The sequence below is a fragment of the Hydrogenophaga sp. genome (genome assembly GCF_018780075.1).
Classification (GTDB): Bacteria; Pseudomonadota; Gammaproteobacteria; order Burkholderiales; family Burkholderiaceae_C; genus Hydrogenophaga.
On the sequence record NZ_JADMKB010000033.1, the window covers coordinates 1 to 21,493 of the forward strand.

General features: G+C 63.8%; 22 protein-coding genes and 1 pseudogene. 13 read left to right on the top strand and 10 right to left on the bottom strand.

What is annotated here, in order from left to right:
- From IV088_RS07575 to IV088_RS07600, 6 genes are all read left to right on the top strand, one after another.
- On the top strand, window positions 1-241 hold a 241-nt coding region (locus IV088_RS07575), incomplete at its 5' end, for an alpha/beta hydrolase (protein WP_291099961.1).
- Between the two features lie 40 nt (window positions 242-281).
- Window positions 282-1,127, top strand: a complete 846-nt coding sequence (locus IV088_RS07580) for an alpha/beta hydrolase (RefSeq protein ID WP_291099964.1) — start codon at window positions 282-284, stop codon at window positions 1,125-1,127.
- Window positions 1,128-1,167: 40 nt separating this feature from the next.
- The gene (locus tag IV088_RS07585; protein WP_291099966.1) at window positions 1,168-1,629 is read left to right on the top strand and encodes a helicase; all 462 of its coding nucleotides are present in this window, start codon (window positions 1,168-1,170) and stop codon (window positions 1,627-1,629) included.
- A gap of 30 nt (window positions 1,630-1,659) precedes the next feature.
- Complete coding sequence (locus IV088_RS07590; RefSeq protein ID WP_291099970.1) at window positions 1,660-2,928, top strand: NADH:flavin oxidoreductase/NADH oxidase family protein; 1,269 nt, start codon at window positions 1,660-1,662, stop codon at window positions 2,926-2,928.
- A 44-nt stretch (window positions 2,929-2,972) separates the two neighbouring features.
- Window positions 2,973-3,959: an MDR family oxidoreductase gene (locus tag IV088_RS07595; protein WP_291099973.1), complete on the top strand. Its 987-nt coding sequence runs from the start codon at window positions 2,973-2,975 to the stop codon at window positions 3,957-3,959.
- Window positions 3,960-4,014: 55 nt separating this feature from the next.
- On the top strand, window positions 4,015-5,199 hold the full coding sequence (locus IV088_RS07600) for an acetyl-CoA C-acetyltransferase (protein WP_291099976.1): 1,185 nt from the start codon (window positions 4,015-4,017) through the stop codon (window positions 5,197-5,199).
- 412 nt (window positions 5,200-5,611) lie between these two features.
- Here IV088_RS07600 and IV088_RS07605 read toward each other — a convergent pair whose 3' ends face one another.
- A complete protein-coding gene (locus tag IV088_RS07605; protein ID WP_291099979.1) occupies window positions 5,612-6,586 on the bottom strand; it encodes a tripartite tricarboxylate transporter substrate binding protein in 975 nt (324 codons plus the stop codon).
- Window positions 6,587-6,710: 124 nt separating this feature from the next.
- Here IV088_RS07605 and IV088_RS07610 point away from each other — a divergent pair, with 124 nt between their 5' ends.
- The 4 genes from IV088_RS07610 (at window position 6,711) to IV088_RS07625 (ending at window position 10,529) form a co-directional block, all read left to right on the top strand.
- Window positions 6,711-7,658: a LysR substrate-binding domain-containing protein gene (locus tag IV088_RS07610; protein WP_291099982.1), complete on the top strand. Its 948-nt coding sequence runs from the start codon at window positions 6,711-6,713 to the stop codon at window positions 7,656-7,658.
- Between the two features lie 84 nt (window positions 7,659-7,742).
- On the top strand, window positions 7,743-8,495 hold the full coding sequence (locus tag IV088_RS07615) for a glutaredoxin domain-containing protein (RefSeq protein WP_291099985.1): 753 nt from the start codon (window positions 7,743-7,745) through the stop codon (window positions 8,493-8,495).
- Between the two features lie 4 nt (window positions 8,496-8,499).
- Window positions 8,500-9,441, top strand: a complete 942-nt coding sequence (trxB, locus tag IV088_RS07620; protein WP_291099988.1) for a thioredoxin-disulfide reductase — start codon at window positions 8,500-8,502, stop codon at window positions 9,439-9,441.
- A complete protein-coding gene (locus tag IV088_RS07625) occupies window positions 9,441-10,529 on the top strand; it encodes an AbrB family transcriptional regulator (RefSeq protein ID WP_291099991.1) in 1,089 nt (362 codons plus the stop codon). Before trxB ends, IV088_RS07625 begins: the two co-directional genes overlap by 1 nt.
- A 5-nt stretch (window positions 10,530-10,534) precedes the next feature.
- Here the strand turns inward: IV088_RS07625 and IV088_RS07630 are convergent, their stop codons facing one another.
- The 6 genes from IV088_RS07630 to IV088_RS07655 form a co-directional block, all read right to left on the bottom strand.
- Entirely contained in the window at window positions 10,535-10,834 is a 300-nt protein-coding gene (locus tag IV088_RS07630; protein ID WP_291099993.1) for a hypothetical protein, read from the bottom strand.
- 96 nt (window positions 10,835-10,930) lie between these two features.
- Window positions 10,931-11,869, bottom strand: coding sequence for a hydroxymethylglutaryl-CoA lyase (locus IV088_RS07635; RefSeq protein ID WP_291099996.1), 939 nt, complete (start codon window positions 11,867-11,869; stop codon window positions 10,931-10,933).
- A gap of 6 nt (window positions 11,870-11,875) precedes the next feature.
- On the bottom strand, window positions 11,876-12,505 hold the full coding sequence (gene leuD, locus IV088_RS07640; RefSeq protein ID WP_291099999.1) for a 3-isopropylmalate dehydratase small subunit: 630 nt from the start codon (window positions 12,503-12,505) through the stop codon (window positions 11,876-11,878).
- Between the two features lie 2 nt (window positions 12,506-12,507).
- Entirely contained in the window at window positions 12,508-13,914 is a 1,407-nt protein-coding gene (leuC, locus tag IV088_RS07645; RefSeq protein WP_291100002.1) for a 3-isopropylmalate dehydratase large subunit, read from the bottom strand.
- 11 nt (window positions 13,915-13,925) lie between these two features.
- The gene (locus tag IV088_RS07650; RefSeq protein WP_291100005.1) at window positions 13,926-14,903 is read right to left on the bottom strand and encodes a tripartite tricarboxylate transporter substrate binding protein; all 978 of its coding nucleotides are present in this window, start codon (window positions 14,901-14,903) and stop codon (window positions 13,926-13,928) included.
- A 50-nt stretch (window positions 14,904-14,953) separates the two neighbouring features.
- Entirely contained in the window at window positions 14,954-16,156 is a 1,203-nt protein-coding gene (locus IV088_RS07655; protein WP_291100007.1) for a CoA transferase, read from the bottom strand.
- A 54-nt stretch (window positions 16,157-16,210) separates the two neighbouring features.
- On the opposite strand from IV088_RS07655, the gene IV088_RS07660 reads away from it, so the two are divergent.
- The 3 genes from IV088_RS07660 (at window position 16,211) to IV088_RS07670 (ending at window position 18,848) form a co-directional block, all read left to right on the top strand.
- Window positions 16,211-16,912: a helix-turn-helix domain-containing protein gene (locus IV088_RS07660; RefSeq protein WP_291100010.1), complete on the top strand. Its 702-nt coding sequence runs from the start codon at window positions 16,211-16,213 to the stop codon at window positions 16,910-16,912.
- A gap of 397 nt (window positions 16,913-17,309) precedes the next feature.
- Window positions 17,310-17,879 (top strand): TetR/AcrR family transcriptional regulator, encoded by a 570-nt coding sequence (locus tag IV088_RS07665; protein WP_291100012.1) that lies wholly within the window; start codon window positions 17,310-17,312, stop codon window positions 17,877-17,879.
- 51 nt (window positions 17,880-17,930) lie between these two features.
- Window positions 17,931-18,848, top strand: a complete 918-nt coding sequence (locus tag IV088_RS07670) for an oxidoreductase (RefSeq protein ID WP_291100015.1) — start codon at window positions 17,931-17,933, stop codon at window positions 18,846-18,848.
- Between the two features lie 186 nt (window positions 18,849-19,034).
- On the opposite strand, the pseudogene IV088_RS07675 reads toward IV088_RS07670, so the two are convergent.
- The 3 genes and pseudogenes from IV088_RS07675 to IV088_RS07685 all read right to left on the bottom strand — a co-directional run.
- Window positions 19,035-19,505: pseudogene (locus IV088_RS07675) on the bottom strand (acyl-CoA thioesterase).
- Between the two features lies 1 nt (window position 19,506).
- Window positions 19,507-21,006 (bottom strand): tripartite tricarboxylate transporter permease, encoded by a 1,500-nt coding sequence (locus tag IV088_RS07680; protein WP_291100018.1) that lies wholly within the window; start codon window positions 21,004-21,006, stop codon window positions 19,507-19,509.
- 10 nt (window positions 21,007-21,016) lie between these two features.
- A partial coding sequence (locus IV088_RS07685) for a tripartite tricarboxylate transporter TctB family protein (RefSeq protein WP_291100021.1) occupies window positions 21,017-21,493 on the bottom strand: 477 nt, incomplete at its 5' end.

Consider the following 21,493-nt stretch of genomic DNA (forward strand, 5'->3'; position numbering starts at 1 on the left):
CCAGCTGGCGGCGCTGCGCGACTGGGGGAACAAGGCCCCGGCCGATCTCTCGGTGATCAAGCAGCCGGTGCTGGTCGTCAACGGCGACAACGACCGCATGGTCCCGACCGTCAACACGCACGACCTGGCGCGGCGGCTGCCGAACAGCCAGCTGATCATCTATCCCGATGCCGGCCACGGCGGCGCCTTCCAGTTCCATGCGGACTTCGTGCGCAGCACGCTGGAGTTCCTGGCCCGCTAAAGCGGTGCCGGAACTCGCCCGCTATCACCAGGAGGCCGCCATGAGCCACACCCATCTCACCGCCCCCACCCGTTTTGTTGAGGTAAGCGGAGACCGTTTCGCCTACCGCCGCTGGGGCAACACCGCGACGGACCAGCCGCCGCTGTTCTTCCTCCAGCATTACCGCGGTGGCATGGACCACTGGGACCCACTCATGACCGACGGCCTGGCCGCCGGGCGCGAGGTGATCCTGTTCAACGGCCGCGGCGTCGCGTCGTCCAGCGGGACGCCGCGCACCCGGATCGAGGACATGGCCGATGACGCTGCGGCGGCGATACGCGCCCTGGGGCTGCGCCAGGTGGATGTGCTGGGCTTTTCACTGGGCGGCTTCCAGGCCCTGGATCTGACCTGGCGCCATCCCGAGCTGGTGCGCAAGCTGATGCTGCTGGGCACCGGGCCGCGCGGCGGCGACCCGGAGATGGAGCAGCGCGTGCTGACCACCGCCGTCAACCCGGAGCCCACCGTCGACGACTTCGCCTACCTGTTTTTTGGCCGCTCTGCGCAAGCCCAACAGGCTGCGCGAGACTTCTGGGCGCGGCGCCACCAGCGCGTGGACCAGGACCCGCCGTCTTCCCCGGAAGTCGCCAGCGCCCAGATCGAGGCCAACCTGCACTACCTGCCCAGGGTGCAGGAAGACGACCCGTTTGCCTACTTGCGCGGCATCCGCCAGCCCACCTTCATTCTCAACGGCGTGAACGACGTGATGGTGGCGACCGTCAACTCGTTCTACATGGCGCGCAACCTGCCCAACGCGCAGTTGTTCATCTACCCCGACGCCGGCCACGCTGCGCAGTTCCAGTGCCCGCAGCGCTTCCTGCAGCACGCCGTGCAGTTCCTGGCCGAGTGACGGCGAGCGCCCCTGCCCACCTTTTCCAAGAGTGCCTCCCATGCTCAAGTTCAAGTTCCTGCTATGGGCCTTTGCCCACTTGCTGCAGCGAAAGATCCGCAGCAACCCTGATTGCGCGCGCTATGTCGGCACCAAGAAGCTGGTCTTCCAGATCCGCACGGCCTCGGGCGCCGGCCGCACCTACGTGCTCCAGGACGGCGCCGTGCGCTCCTTGGCCGGCCTGAGCGCCGCGCCGGGCCGCCCCAAGCAAGCTCGCTCCGAAGGCGTAGCCGAAGGTACCCCAGTGAGCTCGGACCCCGCCTTCACGTTGAGCTTCTCGACCCCTGCCAAGGGCTTCGAGATCCTCTCGGCCAAGGACGCACAGCCCGCCTTCCTGCGCGGTGTGGGCAGCCAGGACCTGGTGATCAGCGGCGACTTCCGCGAGGTGCTGTGGTTCCAGGGGCTGACGTCCTACCTGCAGCCACCCAAAGTCATCGCAGCCTGGGACCGTAGCCCGTTCTGACATAAGCGGTTCCACACAAAAGAAACCTCCATGCCCATGACATCCACTACCTCCCCCCGCCTGCTGACCCAAGCTCTGACGCTGCCCAACGGCACCGTCTTGCGCAACCGGCTGGCCAAAGCCGCCATGAGCGAGACGCTCGGCACCTACGACAACCGGCCGACGCCGGCCCTGGTCGCGCTTTATCGGCGCTGGGCGGCATCGGGGCTCGGCCTGATCCTGACTGGCAACATGATGGTCGACCGGCGCGCCCTCGGCGAGCCGGGCAACGTTGCCATCGAAGACGAGTCGGATCTTGATTTGCTCACGCAGTGGGCCCAGGCCGCCACCAGCCGCGGGGTCGCCATCTGGGCCCAACTCAACCACCCGGGCAAGCAGTCGACCAAGGGGCTCAACGCCTACAACATTGCCCCTTCGGCCGTGCCGTTCCGTGAGGACATGGCCGCCTTTTTCGAGACCCCGCGCGAGGCGACCCAGGCAGAGATCGATGACGTGATCCGGCGCTTCGGGCGCAGCGCGGCGGTGTGCAAGCAGGCGGGCTTCAGCGGTGTGGAGATCCACGGTGCCCATGGCTACCTGGTCAACCAGTTCCTCTCGCCCCGGCACAACCTGCGCCAGGACGAATGGGGCGGCACGCCCGAGAAGCGCCGCCGCTTCGTGATGGCGGTCTATGCCGAGGTTCGCCGCCAGGTCGGGCCTGGCTTCCCGGTGGCCATCAAGCTCAACTCGGCCGACTTCCAACGCGGCGGCTTCACCGAAGAGGAGTCGCTGGACACCATCCGCGCCTTGGCCGAGGCGGGCATCGACCTGATCGAGATCTCGGGCGGCACCTACGAAGCGCCTGCGATGAATGGCGCCAACCACGAGCCAAAGAAGGACTCGACCGCGTCGCGCGAGGCCTATTTCCTGAGCTTCGCCGAGAAGGTACGGGCAGCGGTGGATGTGCCGCTGATGGTGACCGGTGGCTTCCGCAGCGCCGCCGGCATGGAGGGTGCCCTGGCCTCCGGCGCACTGGACATCGTCGGCCTGGCGCGGCTGCTGGCCATCGACCCCGATGCACCGGCCGCCCTGCTGCAAGGGCGCGACAGCGCACAGCAGGTTCGTGCCATCAAGACCGGCCTGAAGACGGTTGATCGCATGGGCATCATGGAGGTGCTCTGGTACGAGCGCCAGCTCAAACGCATCGCCAAAGGCGCCGAGCCCCGGCCGGGCGAAAGCGGCCTGGCGGCCTTCCTGAAGTCGGCCCTGGGCAGCGGCTGGGGGACCTGGCGCACACGACGCTTGCGCGCGAGCAGCTGATCGACAGCACAACATTCGACGAAACAGCACTTCAGGAGACGACGATGACATTCAGAGCACTGCTGACCACCAAGACGGGCGATGCCATTTCCACCGGACTCGTGGACTTTGACGAGGCCGACCTGATGCCGGGCGACGTCACCGTCGCCATCGACTATTCGACGGTGAACTACAAGGACGCGCTGGCGATCAGTGGCCGCGCGCCCGTGATGCGCCAGTTCCCCTTGATTCCGGGCATCGACTTCGCCGGTGTCGTCGAAACATCGACGCACGCGGGCTTCGCTGTGGGTGATCGGGTGGTCGCCAATGGCTGGGGCCTGAGCCAGACCCACCACGGCGGCTTGGCGCAGAAGGCACGCGTCAGCGGCGACTGGCTGGTCAAGTTGCCCGACGTGTTCTCCACGCGAGATGCCATGGCCATCGGCACGGCGGGGTACACCGCCATGTTGTCCGTCCTTGCTCTGGAGCATGCGGGCGTGGCACCGGACAAGGGCGAGGTTCTGGTGACCGGGGCTGGCGGTGGAGCCGGCTCCATCGCCATCGCTTTGCTGTCCACGCTGGGCTATCGGGTGGTCGCCTCGACCGGGCGGCTGGAAGAGTCGGACTATCTGCGCGGGCTGGGGGCGGCCGAGGTCATCGACCGGCGCACGCTGTCCGAGCCGGGCGCACCGATCGGCAAGGAACGCTGGGCCGGCGCCATCGACTCGGTTGGCAGCCACACGCTGGCCAATGTCCTGGCACAGACCCGCTACCGCGGCGCGGTGGCGGCCTTCGGGCTCGCACAGGGTGTGGACCTGCCAGGCTCGGTGTTGCCCTTCATCCTGCGCAACGTGACGCTGGCCGGCATCGATTCGGTCAACGCGCCGCAGGACGCGCGGCTGCAGGCCTGGGCACGTCTGGCCACCGATCTGGGACTGGGCAAGCTCGCGCGCGCCACGCGGGTTGTCGGCTTGGCCGACGTACCCGGCCTGGCGGGGCCGGTGCTTCAAGGCCAGGTCCGTGGCCGCACGGTGGTCGACGTCAACGCATGAAAGCGGGCCCCACCGTGCTGCACAGCTCAATCTCATCTCACGACAAGGAGTCTCCATGAGCAAGCCTGAAATCGTTCTTTGTGCGCCTGTGCGCACACCCATTGGTGCCTTTGGCGGTGCGCTGAAAGAGACCCCTGCCACCACACTGGGGGCGGCGGTGGTGCGCGAAACCCTCCGGCGTGCCGGACTGCCCCCTGAGGCGGTCGATACGGTGGTGCTGGGACAGGTGATTCAGGCGGGCGCCAGGATGAACCCGGCGCGTCAAGCCACCATCGGCGGCGGCCTGCCTGTACAAGTCCCTGCAATGACCGTCAATCGGGTCTGCGGCTCGGGTGCACAGGCCATCGCCAGTGCGGCGATGGAGGTGTCTGCGGGGTACGCCAAGGCGGTGATCGCCGGCGGCATGGAAAGCATGGACCAAGCCCCGTATCTGGTCCCTGGCGGACGCTGGGGCCAGCGCATGGGGGACGCGGCGATGCTCGACAGCCTGCTGCGCGACGGTCTCAACGATGCCTTCAGCGGACAGCACTCGGGCTGGCATACCGAAGATCTGGTGAGCCAGTACCGCATCACCCGCGAAGACCAGGACCGCTGGGCGGCGCGCTCGCAGCAGCGCTTCAGCGCGGCGCAGGCGGCGGGCAAGTTCGATGAGGAGATCGTTGCCATCGAGCTGGCGGGCCGCAAGGGGCCTGTGCGATTTGATCGCGACGAAGCCAATCGCCCGGACACGACCATCGAAACCCTGGCCAAGCTCAAGCCGGCCTTCCGCAAGGACGGCAGCATCACCGCCGGCAACGCGCCCGGACTCAACAGCGGTGCGGCCGCGCTGATCGTCGCGGAGCGTGGCTTTGCCGAGCAGCACGGACTGCAGCCTTGGGCGCGGCTGGTCGCACATGGTGTGGCGGCGGTCGAGCCGGGCCTCTTTGGCATCGGACCCGTGCCTGCGGTCAAGCTGGCCCTGGAGCGGGCAGGGTGGAAGCACGGCGACATCGAGCGCATCGAGATCAATGAGGCCTTCGCGGCGATCGCGCTGGCCTGCCTGCGCGAGATGGGGCTGCCCGAAGACATCGTCAACGTCGAAGGCGGCTCCATCGCCCACGGCCATGCGATCGGCGCCACGGGTGCCGTTCTAACCACACGGCTGCTGCATTCGATGCGCCGTGACGGTCTCAAGCGCGGCGTGGTGACGCTGTGCATCGGGGGTGGCCAAGGCATTGCACTGGCTCTCGAAGCGCTCTGATCAGAATGGCTCGATCAAGAGCGTTCTGTTTCTGAAAGACTTCGCCCCAGCACAGTGTGTCGCCTGGTGGACACGCATCCGCATCGAGGGTCCCTGGGTCAACAGGTTCGCGACGAAGTTCGACCCTCAACCCTTACATCTCAGAACGGAGAGGTCGTGCAGACCTCCGTCGGCAACCTGGTGGCCTCGCGTCGGTTTGCGTTGTCGCGTGGGCCGCAGAACGAACGCTTCTATCAAGCAACAAGCGAAAACGACCTGAATGCCGGTGTCGCACAAGCCACAGGGAAGGAAGCCGCAGAGGGTGCCTCTGACCTGCCAACCACAAAGTCTGGCTCTGCTAGCGACAGTGCAATGGCTGCGCTATGTAAATCGCGTGTCACCAACAAGCTTGGTGACACGCTCAAGACGCCCCTTAGTCCAATTTCAACCCGATGTTTCGAATCAGGTCGCGATTGACCGCTGCGTCACGGGCAATCGACTCCTTGAAGTCTGCGCTGCCCTTCGGCGAGAGCAGCATGCCTTGCTTGTACATGCTCGAACGCGCGTCCTCGGTCGAGCCGATGGCGAGGATCTGCCGCTCAAGCAAAGCGAGGTCGGCTGGTGGTGTTCCGCTCCTTCCCAGCACGCCAATCCACGCGCTGTAGTCATACCCTGGAAAGCCAGACTCTTCCACCGTAGGTATGTTGGGCATCCCTGGCCAGCGCTGCTTGCTGGTCACAGCCAGCGCCACCAGTTGGCCCGAAGCCACGGCTGACTGAGCCGCCAGAACGGAGATCAGACCCACCGGTAGCTGGCCTCCAATCAGGTCTGCTGTCAGGGGCCCCGATCCCTTGTACGGGATGTGCTGCATGGAGACCTTGGCCCGGGACTTCAGCAGTTCGATGGCCAGGTGTGCGGGATGTCCGTTGCCACCCGTTCCGTATGAAATCGAGTCGGGCTTGGCTTTGGCTGCCGCCAGAAGATCGCCCAAGGTTTTGAAGTGGGTGCTCGGATGTGCCACCAGTGCGAAACCAGACACCCCGAACTGAGCTATCGGGGAGAAATCTTCCAGTGCATAGCCGGGCTTGGCATACAGCGACAGGTTGATCGTATGGTTGTTGGACGTGATCAGGAGTGTGTCGCCGTCCAAAGAGGACTGGGCAACTGCCATCGCTGCAATGTTGCCGCCGGCGCCGGGTCGGTTCTCCACGATCACATGCCGCCCTCCCAGGCCTGCGGTTAACCGTTCTGCCAGTAGCCGTGCGGTAGCGTCGACGCCACCGCCGGGCGGAAACGGAACGACGAGGCGAAGAGCTTTGGAGCTTTGCGAAAACGCTGGCAAGGCGCACGCGGTCGATGCAGCGGCGAGCAGCAGGGACCGACGGCGAATCGGGTAGGCTTGTCTCATCTTTGATCCTTTGTGGAGTATTGGAGGTGAAGCCCCAGTATTTCGCCAGTCGTGGGTGGGGGCAATTCAACCTGCAGATACAGCGATCTCAACAACAGATGGGGAAGCCATCGAGGAGCCAGGCATGGAAGTGCGGCAGTTGAAGTACTTTGTGAAGATCGTTGAGCAGCGCAGCATGTCTCGAGCGTCCGTGGAACTGCACGTTGCGCAGTCCGCGTTGAGCGCGCAGATGGCCGGGCTGGAAACGCAGTTGCGACAGAAGCTGCTGATCAGGCGCTCTACCGGTGTTTTTCCAACGGAAGCCGGACAAGCCCTCTACAACCACGGCGTCGCCATCCTTCGACAGGTCGAACGTGCCACGCACGATGTGGTGCATGGGACCGGCACCCCGAGCGGTCCGGCTTCGCTGGGATTGCCCGTGGTGGTGGAGGATTTGCTCGCCCTGGACCTGTTCGTGGCAGCGCGGACCAGGCTTCCGCAAGTGACCTTGCACCTGCAAGAAGGCATGAGCCACCTGCTCAAGGAAATGGTCCTTCAGGGCCGTCTCGACATGACGGTGACATACCAGTTCGAGCCGTCGCCCGGAATCGTCGAACACCCGCTGTTCACCGAGATGATCTATCTCGTTTCGCCCGCGAAGTCCGGAGTGGATCCGCACAAGGGCACCATGTCGATGGCTGAAGTCGTGCGGTATCCCCTGGTGCTCTCCAGCCCGCAGACGGCGATGCGCAGGCTCGTCCAGGCCGGACTGAGTGTCGAGAATGTTGCGGTGAACGCTCTCGCAGAAATCGACTCGCTGAAAACGCTCGTCGACATCGTCGAACAAGGTCATGCGCACACCATCCTCCCCGCCTCGGCGCTTCAGCGGCAGCTGAAGGAAGACGGAGGGAATTCCCTGATTCTCACGCCACTGGACAGTTCCAGGACGGTCGTCCTGTGTACGTCCGAACACCTGCCGTTGGGGGCCACCGCCACGGCGGTCTGTGGGCTCCTGGAGGACTTGGTGCAGAAAGCCCTGATGGAGCAGCGCTGGCTCGGTATCCGCCCGCCCAAGGCTTCGTCATCGGATTGAGAGAAGGGCCCCTCTGCACATCGAATAGCGCCGCAGCGATGCGATCCATACAGTCAAGACTTCATCACTCAACGGGACTGCTTTATGGAAAACATCACTGTGTATTGGACTACTGGGTGCTCCAGCTGTGTCAGGGTCAAGGAGTTCCTGACCGGCAAGGGAGTCCCTTACGAGTCGGTCAATGTCGCCACCAACCCCGCAGCCATGAAATACCTGGCTTCTTTGGGAATCCGGTCCATTCCCGTGGTGGTGCGTGACCAGGAATACACGTTCGCGCAGTCGCTCGATGACGTGGCCAGGTTCGTGGGCATCGACCATGCCGCCACCTACCTGGCTCCCGAGGTGCTCATGGAGCGCTGGACGAAGATCATGGAGATCGCCAGGGATGCGATCTCGAAGATTCCTGACAATGTTCTGGACAAACTGCCGCAACCCCCGCGCACACGCACGGTCCGTGATGTGGCGTATCACATCTTCCAGGTGCCAGATGCCTATTTGCAGGTGGTGATCGACGGACTGGAGGACTGGACGGTGGTCGCGAACATCGATGCGCCACCGACCATCGACGTTGCCGGCATCCTCGCGTATGCAGACGACAAGCGGATGCGGGTCGCCCAATGGTGGGACACCCTTGAAGACCAAAGCTGCACGCAACCATTGAAGATGTTCTATGGCGTGCATTCCATGCATTCCTTCCTCGAGCGCTCCACTTGGCACAGCGCCCAGCACACACGTCAACTCCTCTGGTGGTGCAAGGAAAACGGCATCCCCGTCGAACAGCAACTGACCGAAGAAATCCTGCAGGGACTTCCCGTGCCCAAGGGCCTGTGGGAGTAAGCCCATGCAGAACCATTCCAAACTGATCATCCTGGGCTCGGGACCCGCCGGTTGCACCGCCGCCATTTACGCGGCCAGAGCGAATCTCGCCCCGATGCTCATCACCGGCGACGTGCAGGGCGGCCAGCTGACGACCACCACCGATGTCGAGAACTGGCCAGCGGACGTGGAGGGTGTACAGGGGCCCGAGCTGATGGAGCGCTTCATGCAGCACGCTGCACGCTTCAACACGCGCGTGGTGTCCGACCACATCGTGAACGTGGACCTGAACAGCCGGCCTTTCGTTCTCAAGGGAGATGCGGGCTCTTACACCTGCGACGCGCTGATCATCGCCACGGGCGCATCGGCAAAGTACCTGGGCCTGCCTTCGGAGCAGGCCTTCCGCGGCCGCGGCGTTTCGGGTTGTGCGACCTGCGACGGATTCTTCTTCGTCGAGCAGGATGTGTGTGTGGTGGGCGGGGGCAACACGGCCGTGGAAGAGGCCCTTTACCTTGCGAACATTGCAAGCAAGGTCACGCTGATCCACCGTCGTGACAAGTTCCGCGCCGAACCGATCCTGCTGGACCGCCTGCAGAAGAAGATCGAAGAAGGAAAGATCGAACTGAAGGTCAACTGCGTCGTCGAACAGATCGTCGGTGACGATGCCGGCGTCACCGGGGTCGAGGTGCGCGACCAGACGCGAGGAGTCACCGAGCTCGTCGAAGCGCAAGGCTGTTTCATCGCGATCGGGCACCAGCCCAATACAGCCCTCTTCGATGGGCAACTGACGATGGCCGACGGCTACATCCAGACCCGGTCGGGCCTGGCGGGCTACGCAACGGCAACCAGTGTGCCGGGTGTGTTTGCAGCAGGTGATGTCCAGGACCACGTCTACCGGCAGGCCATCACCAGCGCAGGAACCGGCTGCATGGCCGCACTGGACGCTCAACGTTTCCTGGATTCCTGATGCGAGCCGCCGGAGCGGCGGCGCTGCTGAAGGGACGTACAGCCCGCTGGTTCCAGCTCATCGTCCTGTCCTTCGTACTGGCAGCACTGTTCGAGCGACTCGGGCTGCCGGCAAGTCGCCTCCTCGGACCGATGGTGGCAGCCATCGCGCTGACCCTCTACGGCTCAGGGGTCGGGGCAGGGCGGGGGGCATTCACCTGCGCACAAGGCGTGATCGGGTGCCTTCTCGGGCGGAGTGTGCCCAGTTCGTTTCTCGACTCGGTGTCGGCGCACTGGGGTGCGCTCTTCCTGGGCGTCACTGCAGTGACCTTGCTGGCCTATGGGCTGGGCTGGGTGCTGTCACGCCGAAAGACGCTTCCCCTTGCAGCCGCCATGTGGGGCTCGGCCCCCGGAGGCGCCTCCGCCATGTTGATCCTGGCCGAGGCCCAGGGTGCTGACGTGCGCCTGGTCGCGTTCATGCAATACCTGCGTGTCGTCTGTGTTTCCTTGGCGGCTTCTCTGGTGGCGCATTGGTGGATCTCCGATGGCGCAGCCCCAGCGGTCCAGAGTGCGGCCGCGGCCAGCGCGTTGCTGCTGCCGCCGTCGAGCTGGCACGCTGTAGCAGTGACATTGGCATTGGCGGTGGGCGGGGCCTACCTGGGTACTTGGCTTCGCATCCCTGCCGGCGCGATGCTCATTCCGATGGGGGCGTACTTCCTCCTGCAAAACTTCGCGAACGTGAAGCTGGACCTCCATCCACTGATGCTGGCCCTGGCCTACACCGCCATCGGCTGGACGATAGGAGCCCGGTTCGACCGACAGGTCCTGGCGCTGTGCCTCGGCTCTCTGCCCATGATCCTGGTCTCGATCATGACCTTGATCGTCCTGTGCGCTGCGGTCGGCGCCGCCCTGGTCCAATGGGCTGGCATCGACCCGCTGACCGCCTATCTCGCGACCAGCCCCGGCGGGGTCGATGTTGTGGCGATCATCGCGGCCTCCACGCCCGTCGATCTGGCATTTGTCATCTCGATGCAAGTCTTGCGGTTGTTGCTGGTGCTCGCCACGACCCCGCTTGTCGCCCTTGTGTTGTCGCGCACCCGCGGGAAGTAAATAGATCAACCGGGCCAAGGTCTTGCAGGTTCGTTGCTGGCGGTCAGCAAGGCCAGGGACAGCACGACGTCGACCTCGCCCGGGTCCGCGCCCTGATCCATCTTTGAGCCGCTTTCGAGCGACCACCCGACTTTGTGGAAATCGCACACGCGCAAAATCGATTGGATCTGATGAAACGTCCGTGGTGACACCTTGATCGGCCGACGTCCGCAGACGTTCGCTGCATCGACGACTTCGGCCAACGAGGCTCGCAGAAGTTCGGCGAGCTTCTCGGCTTCCTGGCATGGGTGCATGGGGATTTGCATATCGCGCTGAACCGGTGGGCCGCTCAAGCAAGCGCTCGTTGGATCAGAAACTGCTTTGTGTCCGACATGCCTTCGTAGCTTGGGCAGACCCGTGCATCACGGTGCCTGCCGTGCCCTGGCCGTCGGCGCTGCGTCGGCGTCATGGCGCCTCAGCCGCTTGCCTGCGCGCATGACCTGGCCAGGCAAAGGACGGCCCAGCGTCTCCTCCAGCAGCCACGCCGCCTGGATGAGCGCGTCGAGATCGATGCCGGTGCTGTGACCTTCCTCGTGCAGGTAGTGCACGAGATCTTCGGTGCACACGTTTCCCGTGGCGCCCGGCGCGAACGGGCAGCCCCCCACCCCTGCAACCGACGATTCGTACGCCGATATTTCGAGGTCGATGCCGGCGGCCACATTCAAGAGGCCAAGACCCCGCGTGTTGTGGAAGTGCAGGGAAAGGCGTGCCTCGGGTACGGCATTGCGCACGCTTGCGCTGACGGACCGCACGATGTTGGGCGTTGCCATTCCCGTCGTGTCCGCGAGGGTGATGTGCTGGATTCCCATACCGGCGAACGCCTGGGCGATGCCAACGACGGACTTGACGTCGATGTTGCCCTCGAAGGGACATCCGAAAGCCGTCGCGATGGCGGCACGCAAGGCAATGCCCTGCTGCGATGCCAGTTCGGCCAGACCTTCAATGTTGGTCAGGGAATCGGTGATGCTGCGGTTGAGGTTCTTTTGGTTGTGTGTCGGGCTGGCAGAAACGAACGCGACCAACTCGTCTGCGCCAGCGCGAATAGCGTCATGCGCCCCCCTGGCGTTGGGTGCCAGCACACTCACGACAGCGCCCTCGGGCCGGCGAATGGCCTTCAGTACTTCTGCTGCATCGGACATCTGCGGGACGGCCGCTGGAGACACAAAGGAAGTGGCTTCAACGCAGCGTATGCCCGAGGCGAAGATCGCATCGATCAGCTGCACCTTTCGATCGGTTGAAACAAAGTTCTTTTCGCTCTGCAGGCCGTCTCGCGGGCCGACCTCGGTGATCGTGATGTTCATAGGTCCTCAACGGAGTGAGCTGTTTGATTGCCACACCCATGGGCGCACCTGGCGATCTCTTTGCTGGAAGGCTGCGATGTCATCCGCGTAGCGCTCTGCGGCAGTGATGGGATCCAGCCCCTGAAGCAGGGTTTCGCGTTGGGCGGGGTCCAGCGTGAAGGCATGCACCGATCCGTCGGGAAACGTGATCTGACATACCTGCAAGTCGACTGCGACGTCTTTGCGTTCATCGCTCTCCAGCATGTTCAAGAGATCCTCGACAAGCCCTTCATCGAGGGTCACGGGCAGGATGCCGTTCTTGACGCAGTTTTCATGAAGGATCGAAGCGAAGCTGGGCGCGACGATGCATCGAATGCCGAAATCCGCCAAGGCCCAGACCGCGTGTTCGCGCGAGCTGCCGCACCCGAAGTTCGACCCTGCAACCAGAATTGTTGCGCGGCGAAAGGGCGCCCGATTCAGCACGAAATCCGTGATCTCGGCCCCGTCCTGCGCATACCGCCAGCGGTGAAACAGGTAATTGCCCAGCCCAGATTTTTTCAGCGTGTAGACATGCTGGACGGCGATGATCGCGTCCGTGTCCACGTTGGCCTTGGGCATCGGCGCGGCGACGCCCTTCCATTCAGTGAACGCTTCCATGGTCAGTCTCCAAATCGCCGGACGTCGGTGATGACACCGGCGATGGCTGCGGCCGCCGCCACGGCGGGGCTTGCAAGATGGGTGCGGGTACGAGGACCCTGGCGTCCCTCGAAATTGCGGTTTGAGGTGGACACGCACCGCGCACCCGGTGGAACCACGTCATCGTTCACCGCAGCGCACATCGAACATCCGGGCTCCCGCCACTCGAAACCAGCGTCCAGGAAGACACGGTGAAGGCCGAGGGCCTCTGCCTCGCGCTTGACCGTCATCGAGCCGGGCACAACCAAGGCTCTGACGTGACCCGCCACCTTGTGGCCGCGCACGATTTCTGCGGCCGCCAAGAGATCTGACAGCCGGCTGTTCGTGCAAGAGCCGATGAAAACGGCATCGACCTTGATGCCCAGCAGGGACGCGCCCGGTTCCAGCCCCATGTATTCGAGGGCGCGTTCCGCGGCGCTGCGCCGCTCACTGTCGGTGAAGTCGGCAGGGACGGGCACCGCCGCGTCGATCGGCATCACCTGTTCGGGGCTCGTGCCCCACGTGATCTGCGGCGCAGCCGAACCCGCGTCAAACCGGAGTTCCCTGTCGAACACCGCACCTTTGTCGGTGGCCAGCTGGCGCCACTGCGATACCGCAAGATCGAAAGCCTCACCCCCGGGTGCGAACTCACGCCCGCGGAGATAGCTGAACGTCGTTTCATCGGGGGCGATCAGCGTCGTGCGTGCACCTGCTTCCACGCCCATGTTGCACAGCGTGAAGCGCCCCTCCATCGGCATGTCAGAGATTGCTTGCCCCGCCAGTTCCAGGGCATAGCCTGTCGCGCCTGCTGTTCCGATTTGCCCGATCAGGTACAGGATGAGATCTTTGGGTGTCACGCCGGCGCCCAGCCGACCGTCGACCACGATCCGCATCGTCTTGGGTTTGCGCACGGCAAGCGTCTGGGTTGCCAGAACCTGCTCGACCGACGATGTGCCGATTCCCCATGCCCATGAACCCATGGCACCCACGGTCCCGGTATGGCTGTCACCGCAGACCAGTGTCATGCCGGGCAAAGCGATGCCGAGTTCGGGCGCAATGACATGAACGATGCCCTGCTGGGGATCTTGCACATCGAAGTGCCGTATCCCGTGAACACGTGTGCTGGAGCGGAATGCCCGTATGAGGGCCGCACCGCCTTCAACCGTCTGGTCGTCCCGGTTGCGTCGAGTCGACACCAGGTGGTCTGTCGTCCCGAAAGTCAGTTCCGGGTTTCGCACCTGTCGCCCGGCCTGCTGCAGGCCATCGAAGGCCTGGGGGCTGGTGATCTCATACAACAGATGGCGGTCTATGTGGACCAGGGTCTCACCGCCTGGAAGGTCGGCGATGCGATGCTGATCCCAGAGCTTCTGGAAGAGCGTGCAAGCGGTCATGCTGGCACCGTTTACTGGATGACAGCCCCGGAGCGCGATACCAGCGCCCCATGCTTGGTGAACTCGGACTTCATGAATTCCATGAGCGCATCGGGCTTCATGGGCGCAGGCATCGCGCCTTCGGCTGCAATCTGATGCTTGAAGGATTCGGATTGCACGATGGTCGAGATGGTCTCGTTGAGCTTCTGGACGATTTCGGTGGGCATGCCCTTCGGTCCGATCACGGCATACCACGCCTCCAGGACACAGCCTGGAATGGTCTCCGCGATGGCTGGCACGTTCGGCAGGTTTGGCAGACGCTTTGCGCTGGATACACCCAGCACCTTGAGCTTGCCTTCTTTGACAAGCCCCTCGACGCTTGCGTACGAGAAGAATGCGACGTCGACGACACCACTGAGCAAGTCGGGAATGACAGGCGCCACCCCCTTGTAGGGCACGTGCATGAGTGTGAAATTCCCCAATTCCTGCATGTGCATCCCCATCAGGTGCAGGATGGTGCCGTTGCCCGAAGAGCCCATCGTGAGCTTGCCAGGATTCTTCAATGCAAGAGCCTTGAGTTCGGCAACGTCCTTCGCTGGCAGATCGGCTCGCGCGGCCAGCACCATGGGGGTCGTGGCCACCCGGGCAATGGGCGTCATGTCCTTCAGCACATCGAATGAAAGCTTCTTGTACAGGTGCGGGAAAACGACGTAGTTCGAACTGATCAGACCGAGCGTGTACCCATCGGGTTGCGCCCTGAGCAGCTTCTCGCTGCCCAGCACGCCCCCCGCGCCTGGAATGTTCTCCACGAATACGGCTTGGTTCAACGCCTTCGTCATGTGGTCGGCAAGCCGGCGCGACATGCCATCGGCACCTGAGCCCGCCGAGTTTGGCGTGGTCAATCGAATGGTTTTGCTGGGGTAGATCTCGTTTGCGCTGGCAAAGTGCGGGATGCACAGCAGGGAGGAAGCGGCGAGGATCTGGCGGCGATTGAGGTTGAGTGTGTTCATGCTGTTGTCTCCTTAGGGTCTTGCGTGGGGAAGTGGTAATTCGATTTCGGCTAGTGAGGTCCCGCGACGGCGCCTCGGTCGAACAAGTCTTTCGATTCGGCATCCGTCAGCCCCCAGGCCTGGAGGTACTTGCCGGTCTGCGCGCCCACGTCCTGTGGTTGCAGGCGCACCGTCGGGAGGTGGTCGTCGATCCGGAAGGGCATGGCCGGTACGCTGGCCCGCCGCTCACCGACAGTGACCTCGAGCAGTGAGCCGTTGGCGCGCAAATGTTCGTCTTCGAGCAGATCCAACGGGGTGCGAACGGGTCCGAACGGAATGTCGGCTTTCTTGCAGAGCGTCTCCACCGATGCCATCGAGAGCGTTGCAAACTTCTCGTTCAGACGGGGCAGGAGCCAAGGCCGTTCGACGGTTCTGCTGGTATTGGTCGCCAAGCGTGGATCGTCGAGAAGTTCCTCGAGCCCGAAGGCAGCGCAGAACCGTTTCCACTGCGCGTCACTGGTGATGCCGATGAACATCTGCCCGTCGGCGCACGGGCAAAGGTCGTAGAGGCACCAGGCTTGTGTCCTGGCTGGCATGGGCACGACGGGCGTGTCGCCGAACTGTGCCATCGCCATGTGCTGGCCGACCAGGAACGCGGTGGTCTCGTACAGGGCGCTCGTCACCAGCGCGCCTTGCCCGGTGTGTTCGCGAGCACGCAAGGCCGCCGTGATGCCGATGACACCGAACATGCCACCCGTCATGTCCACGATGGATGCGCCGGCTCGAATCGGCTGACCCACCGGGCCGGTCATGTAGGCCAGTCCCCCCATCATCTGCACGACTTCGTCCAGAGCGGGCCGTGCCTGATAAGGCCCTGGCAGAAATCCTTTGAGCGAGCAGTAGACCAGCCGCGGATTGATGCCGCTCATTTCCGCATATCCGTACCCGAGCCGGCTCATCACTTCGGGACCGAAGTTCTCGATGACCACGTCCGCCCACTGGATGGCGCGTTCGAGCGCGGGGCGAGACAGGGGGTTCTTCAGGTCAATCGCAACGCTTTCTTTGTTGCGGTTGAGGTAGCCAAAGAAGCCCGATCCGAACCCTTTGAGGTTGCGTGTCGGGTCCCCCTCCACCCGCTCGATGCGCACGACTTCGGCGCCAAGATCTGCGAGGATCAACCCACATGTGGGCGCCATCACCGTGTGCCCGAAGTCCAGGACCTTGATACCGGCGAGCGGAAATTTGGAAGAAATGTCTTGCTCTGTTTGTTTCACTGGATGATCCTATATGATCGCTGAGTGAAACAACTTTAACCTGATAGGAGAGATATGTCAAAAGCCGACACGCCCGTTGGGGAATCGGGCCTTCGGGTCAATGCACTGGAGCGCGGGCTTCGTCTGTTGATGGCGCTGCGCTATGACGAAGGGCAAAAGTTGAGCGACCTGTCTCGGGCGACCGGCCTGGACAAAGCCACCGCGTCCAGGCTGCTGCGGTCCCTGGCCCAGTACTCGTTCGTGCTGAAAGATGGCAGCGAGCGCTATCGTTTGGGTCCCGCCATCGCAGTGCTCGAGCGCACCGGCAACGCGACGCAGGGCATTGCCGCAGTGGTCCAGCCGACGCTGGATCGATTGGCAGCGGACACGGGTGAAACAGCGAGTTTTTTCGTCCGACAGGGCGACTTGCGCCTTTGCATCGCAGTCGCTTTTGGGAATCAGGCCGTCAGTCACCTCTTGAAGGTTGGCGACACCTTGTTGACCGAGCGGGGGGCGAGCGGTCGCGTCATACGTGAATTCGCGGCTGGTCGGCCTTTCGGTGATGCGGACCTGGTGCAGACGAGCATGGGGGAGCGCGATCCGGAACTCGCAGCCGTGGCATGCCCCGTCTTCGACTCGCGCAACAAGTTGTTGGGGGCCCTCTCCTTGTCTGGCACGTGCACACGTTTCTCGTCGCCTGAGCACCTGCTGAGGCTGCAGCGTGCTGTGGCGGCGGCGGCCACAGAAATCGAAAGGCTCTTTGTCAAGCCGAGTTGACTCACCTTTTGCGCCTGACGCTGCGGGTCAACAGGCATGGCAGACGCTGGGCGCCGACGAGCACGCCTATCGCGTGCGCTTTGCCCGAAGGCGCCGACCCGCGCCCCATGCCCGGCATGGCGGGATTGCTGTCACTCGCTACAACAACCAGAACGCGAGGGGCGACCACTTTGCAGCCCTCCATGTCGTCCAACACAGCCTTGGACTTGCTGCATACAACTCGTCCAAGTTTCTATCTGCACCCCCAGTGGGTCACTTCTGGGTGGAAATCAACAATCACCCTGGGACATCGAGCGTTGACCGAGGAAGCTCACAACGTCCTGAGCCTGACACTTGACGGCGAAGATGTTCAATATGATAATTGAGCATCCACTCACTCAATAAAAGGTATCAGGCTATGGCTCGTCCCTTGAGCGAGGAGAAGCGTGGCGCCCTGCTTGAAGCTGCTTCTGACCTCATCGCCCAACTCGGCACTGGTGCCTCCACAGCGAAGATCGCCAAGGCCGCCGGCGTGTCTGAGGGGACGTTGTTTACCTACTTCCCATCGAAGGATGATCTCCTGAATGATCTGTTCGTTGAGATTGAAAGTGAGCTTGCGCAGACGATGCTGGCGCCATACCCGATGGAGGCGTCAGCGCGTGACCGACTGCTCATCGTTTGGAGTCGGCTGATCGAGTGGGGACTGAATCATTCCACGGCGCGTAAGGCGTTGCTCCAGTTGAAGGTGTCGGACCGCGTGACGGCGCAGAGCCGCCAGCGATGCCACGCCATGTTCTTCGACTCCCGCTCGATGGTCGAACAGTGTCTCGCGGGACATGCAGCGCCTGAGCGGATCGCTTTCTACATAGACACGATTCTGTTTGAGCTGGCGGACATCACCATGAACGCCATTGCGGCTAAGCCGAAGGAGCGGGAAGTGATTCAACAGGCTGGGTTCGACCTCTTTTGGAAAGGCTCTGCGGCCTGATTTTTTTTGTCAATTAAATGAGTATGTAATCGCTCATAAATAGGAGTTTGTATGTCAAATCACAAAGGCTTTACCGAGGCAGATGTTCCTGATCAGTCAGGAAGGTGCTTCATCGTCACGGGCGCCAATGCGGGTGTAGGCTTTGAACTGTCCAGTGTGCTGGCGGCGCGGGGCGCGCGCGTGCTGCTGGGTTGCCGCGAAAAGAGCAGGGCGGAAGATGCCATGGCGCGCATCAAGCAGCAGACGCCAAACGCCAACCTCGCTTGGTTGCCGCTGGACCTGGGCGACATCGAGAGCGTGCGTGCGGCCGCCGCGCAGGCGTCAAAGGAGCCTCGCATCGATGCACTCATCAACAACGCGGGCATCATGTTCCCGCCCCTGACCCGCACCAAGCAGGGATTCGAATCGCAGTTCGGGGTCAACCATCTGGGCGTGTTCGCACTGACCGCGCTGCTGTTGCCCAAGTTGGCCGAGACGCCGGGCTCGCGCATCGTTGTGACATCCAGCATTGCGCATTTGAAGGCAAAGATCGACTGGGACGATCTCAATGCCGAGCGCGGTTACGCCAAGCAGGAACGTTATCAGGCCAGTAAGCTGGCCAATGCGCTGTTCTTCTTTGAGTTGGATCGGCGCCTGCGCGCGACCCGATCCCCCGTCACGGCCATTGGCGTCCACCCCGGCGTGGCCAGCACCAGTCTTGGCAGGCACATGGGGCTCGCGCAGTTGGCAGGTCCCATCGTCGGCCTGCTGCTCAACAGTGCGGCCAAGGGCGCATGGCCGGCGTTGCTGGCCGCGACGGGCCCCGTGAAGCCAGGAGGTTATTACGGGCCCATCGGATTCGGAGGGATCAGAGGCGTCGCCGGCGAAGCCAAGCGCGCACCGCAGGCGACAAACCCCGTACTTGCCCAGCGGCTGTGGGACGTCTCCGTCGCCATGACGGGGATCGACCCCGGACTGCCTACCGTCTGACCGCGCAGCCTGTCTCCATCCAAAACCGCTGACAAAGTCAGCTTTGAGCAGGAGGCAGAATTCGACAATCAAGGCCGCATGTCGGCAGTCAGCGGCCTAAAGCGGTCTTACTGGACAGTGGCTTTGCCGAGAATTCGATGACTTAGGCCAATACATGAAGGGCCGCCTTTGGTTGCTGGCGCGGACTCACACATCAGCGAAGCGCTGCTCCATTTCTAGGCGCATGCCCTTGCACGCCTCGGCCGCCAGGGACCGGCGCTTTTCATCCGGCGTGAACGGGCGCAACGGCGGCACAGGTTTGGGCCGGCGTTCTTCGTCCATCGCGACCATGGTGAAGAAGCAGCTGTTCACATGCCGCTTGGCCTGGGTCTGGATGTTTTCAGCAATCACCTTGATGCCCACCTCCATCGAAGATGTGCCGGTGTGATTGACCGATGCCATGAAGGTCACCAGTTAACCCACGTGGATGGGTTGCCGGAACATCACCTGATCGACGCTCAAGGTGACGACATACGAACCTGCGTAGCGGCTGTCGCAGGCGTAGGCCACCTGGTCCAGCAGCTTGAGGATGTTGCCGCCGTGCACGTTGCCGGAGAAATTGGCGGTGTCGGGCGTCATGAGCACGGTCATGCTCATCTGGTGCGCGGGCAGCTCCATCTCAGGCGTCCTCACCCTTGAACGCGCGCAGCTGCTTGAACAGCAGCGGGGCCAGCAAAGCGATCAGCGCGAGCACCAGCAAGGTGGCCGAGCCGGGGTGCTTGAAGAACACCCACGAGTCACCCAGGCTGATCTGCAACGCACGGCGGAACTGGCTCTCGGCCATGGGCCCGAGGATCAGGCCCACGATCATGGGCGCGACCGGGTAGTCCCAGCAGCGCATCAGGTAGCCCGTCACACCAAAGCCCACCAGCAGTGCCAGCTCGGTCAGCGAGGGGTTGGCCGCCAGCGTGCCCATGGCGGCGAACACCAGGATGCCGGCGTACAGCCAGGGCTGCGGCACCGAGAGCAGCTTGACCCACAGGCCCACCAGCGGCAGGTTGAGCACCAGCAGCATCAGGTTGCCGACCATGAAGCTGGCGATCAGGCCCCAGACCAGGTCGGCGTTGGTGATGAACAGCAGCGGCCCGGGCACCAGCCCGTACTGCTGGAAGCCGGCCAGCATCATGGCGGCGGTGGCCGAGGTGGGCAGGCCCAGCGCCAGCAGCGGCACCATGGTGCCGGTGGCGGCGGCGTTGTTGGCGGCTTCAGGGCCGGCCACGCCTTCGATGGCACCGTGGCCGAACTCCTCGGGCTTGACGGCCAGCTTGCGTTCGATGGTGTACGACAGCAGGGTCGGCACCTCGGCGCCACCGGCCGGCAGGGCGCCGATGGGGAAGCCCAGGCCGATGCCGCGCAGCCACGGTTTCCACGAACGTTTCCATTCCTCCCGCGTCATCCAGAGCGAGCCGCGCACGGCCTCCACCTTGTCGGCGATGCCGGAAAAACGCGAGGCCACGTGCAGGGTCTCGCCGATGGCGAACAGGCCCACCGCCATGGTGGTGACCGAGATGCCGTCGAGCAGGTTGGGAATGTCGAACGCCAGCCGCCCCTGGCCGGTGAGCTTGTCGATGCCCACCAGGCCGAACACCAGGCCCAGCGCCAGGCTGGTCAGGCCGCGCAGCACCGAGTCGCCGAACGTGGCCGACACCGTGATGAAGGCCAGCACCATGAGCGCGAAGTAGTCCCAGGGGCCGAACGACACCGCCAGCTCCACGATGACCGGGGCCAGCATCGCCAGACCCAGGCTGGCGATGCTGCCGGCCACGAAGGAACCGATGGCCGCCGTGGACAGCGCCGCACCACCGCGCCCGGCCTTGGCCATGCTGTGGCCCTCAATGGCGGTGGCAATCGACGCCGCTTCACCCGGCGTGTTGAGCAGGATGGCGGTGGTCGAGCTGCCGTACATGGCGCCGAAGTAGATGCCGGCGAACATGATGATGGAGCCGGTCGGGTCCAGCTTGAAGGTGACGGGCAAGAGCAGCGCCACCGTCAGCGAAGGGCTGATGCCCGGCAGGATGCCGACCAGCGTGCCCAGCAGCACGCCGATGCCGGCGAACAGCAGGTTGCCGGGTTGCAGGGCCACGGCCAGACCGGCCCACAAGAGGTTCAAGGTTTCCATGGGGGAGCGATCAGGCGAGCAGAAGGCGTTCAAGGGGACCGGCCGGCAGCGACAGCGACAACACCCGGGCGAAGAAAACAAACACGAGGGTGGTCAGCACCAGGCCGATGCCCACCGAACGCGCGCCCAGGGGCTGACCAAAAGCGCGCGCGGTCGCCACGAAGAGGACGGTGGCGCCGATGACGAAGCCGCCACCGAAATGCACACAGGCGCCCAGCACCGCGAGCCCGCCCAGGATCCAGGCGAGTCCGGCGGGGTTGGTCGTCGGCAAGGCCTCGCGCGGCGTGAAGCCTTCATCGGCCTCGCGCACGCGGCGGCCCCAGGCCGCCACGCCGTGGGCCAGGCCCAGCGCTGCGACGAACAGGGCCACCATGCGCATGGCTGCCGCCGGCCCCACGCCCACGGTCACCTGTTCCGGCAGGCGGTTGGCGTCCAGCCAGATCAGCAGCGCCAGCGTCAGCAGGGCCAGGGCGATGCCGGCCAGCGC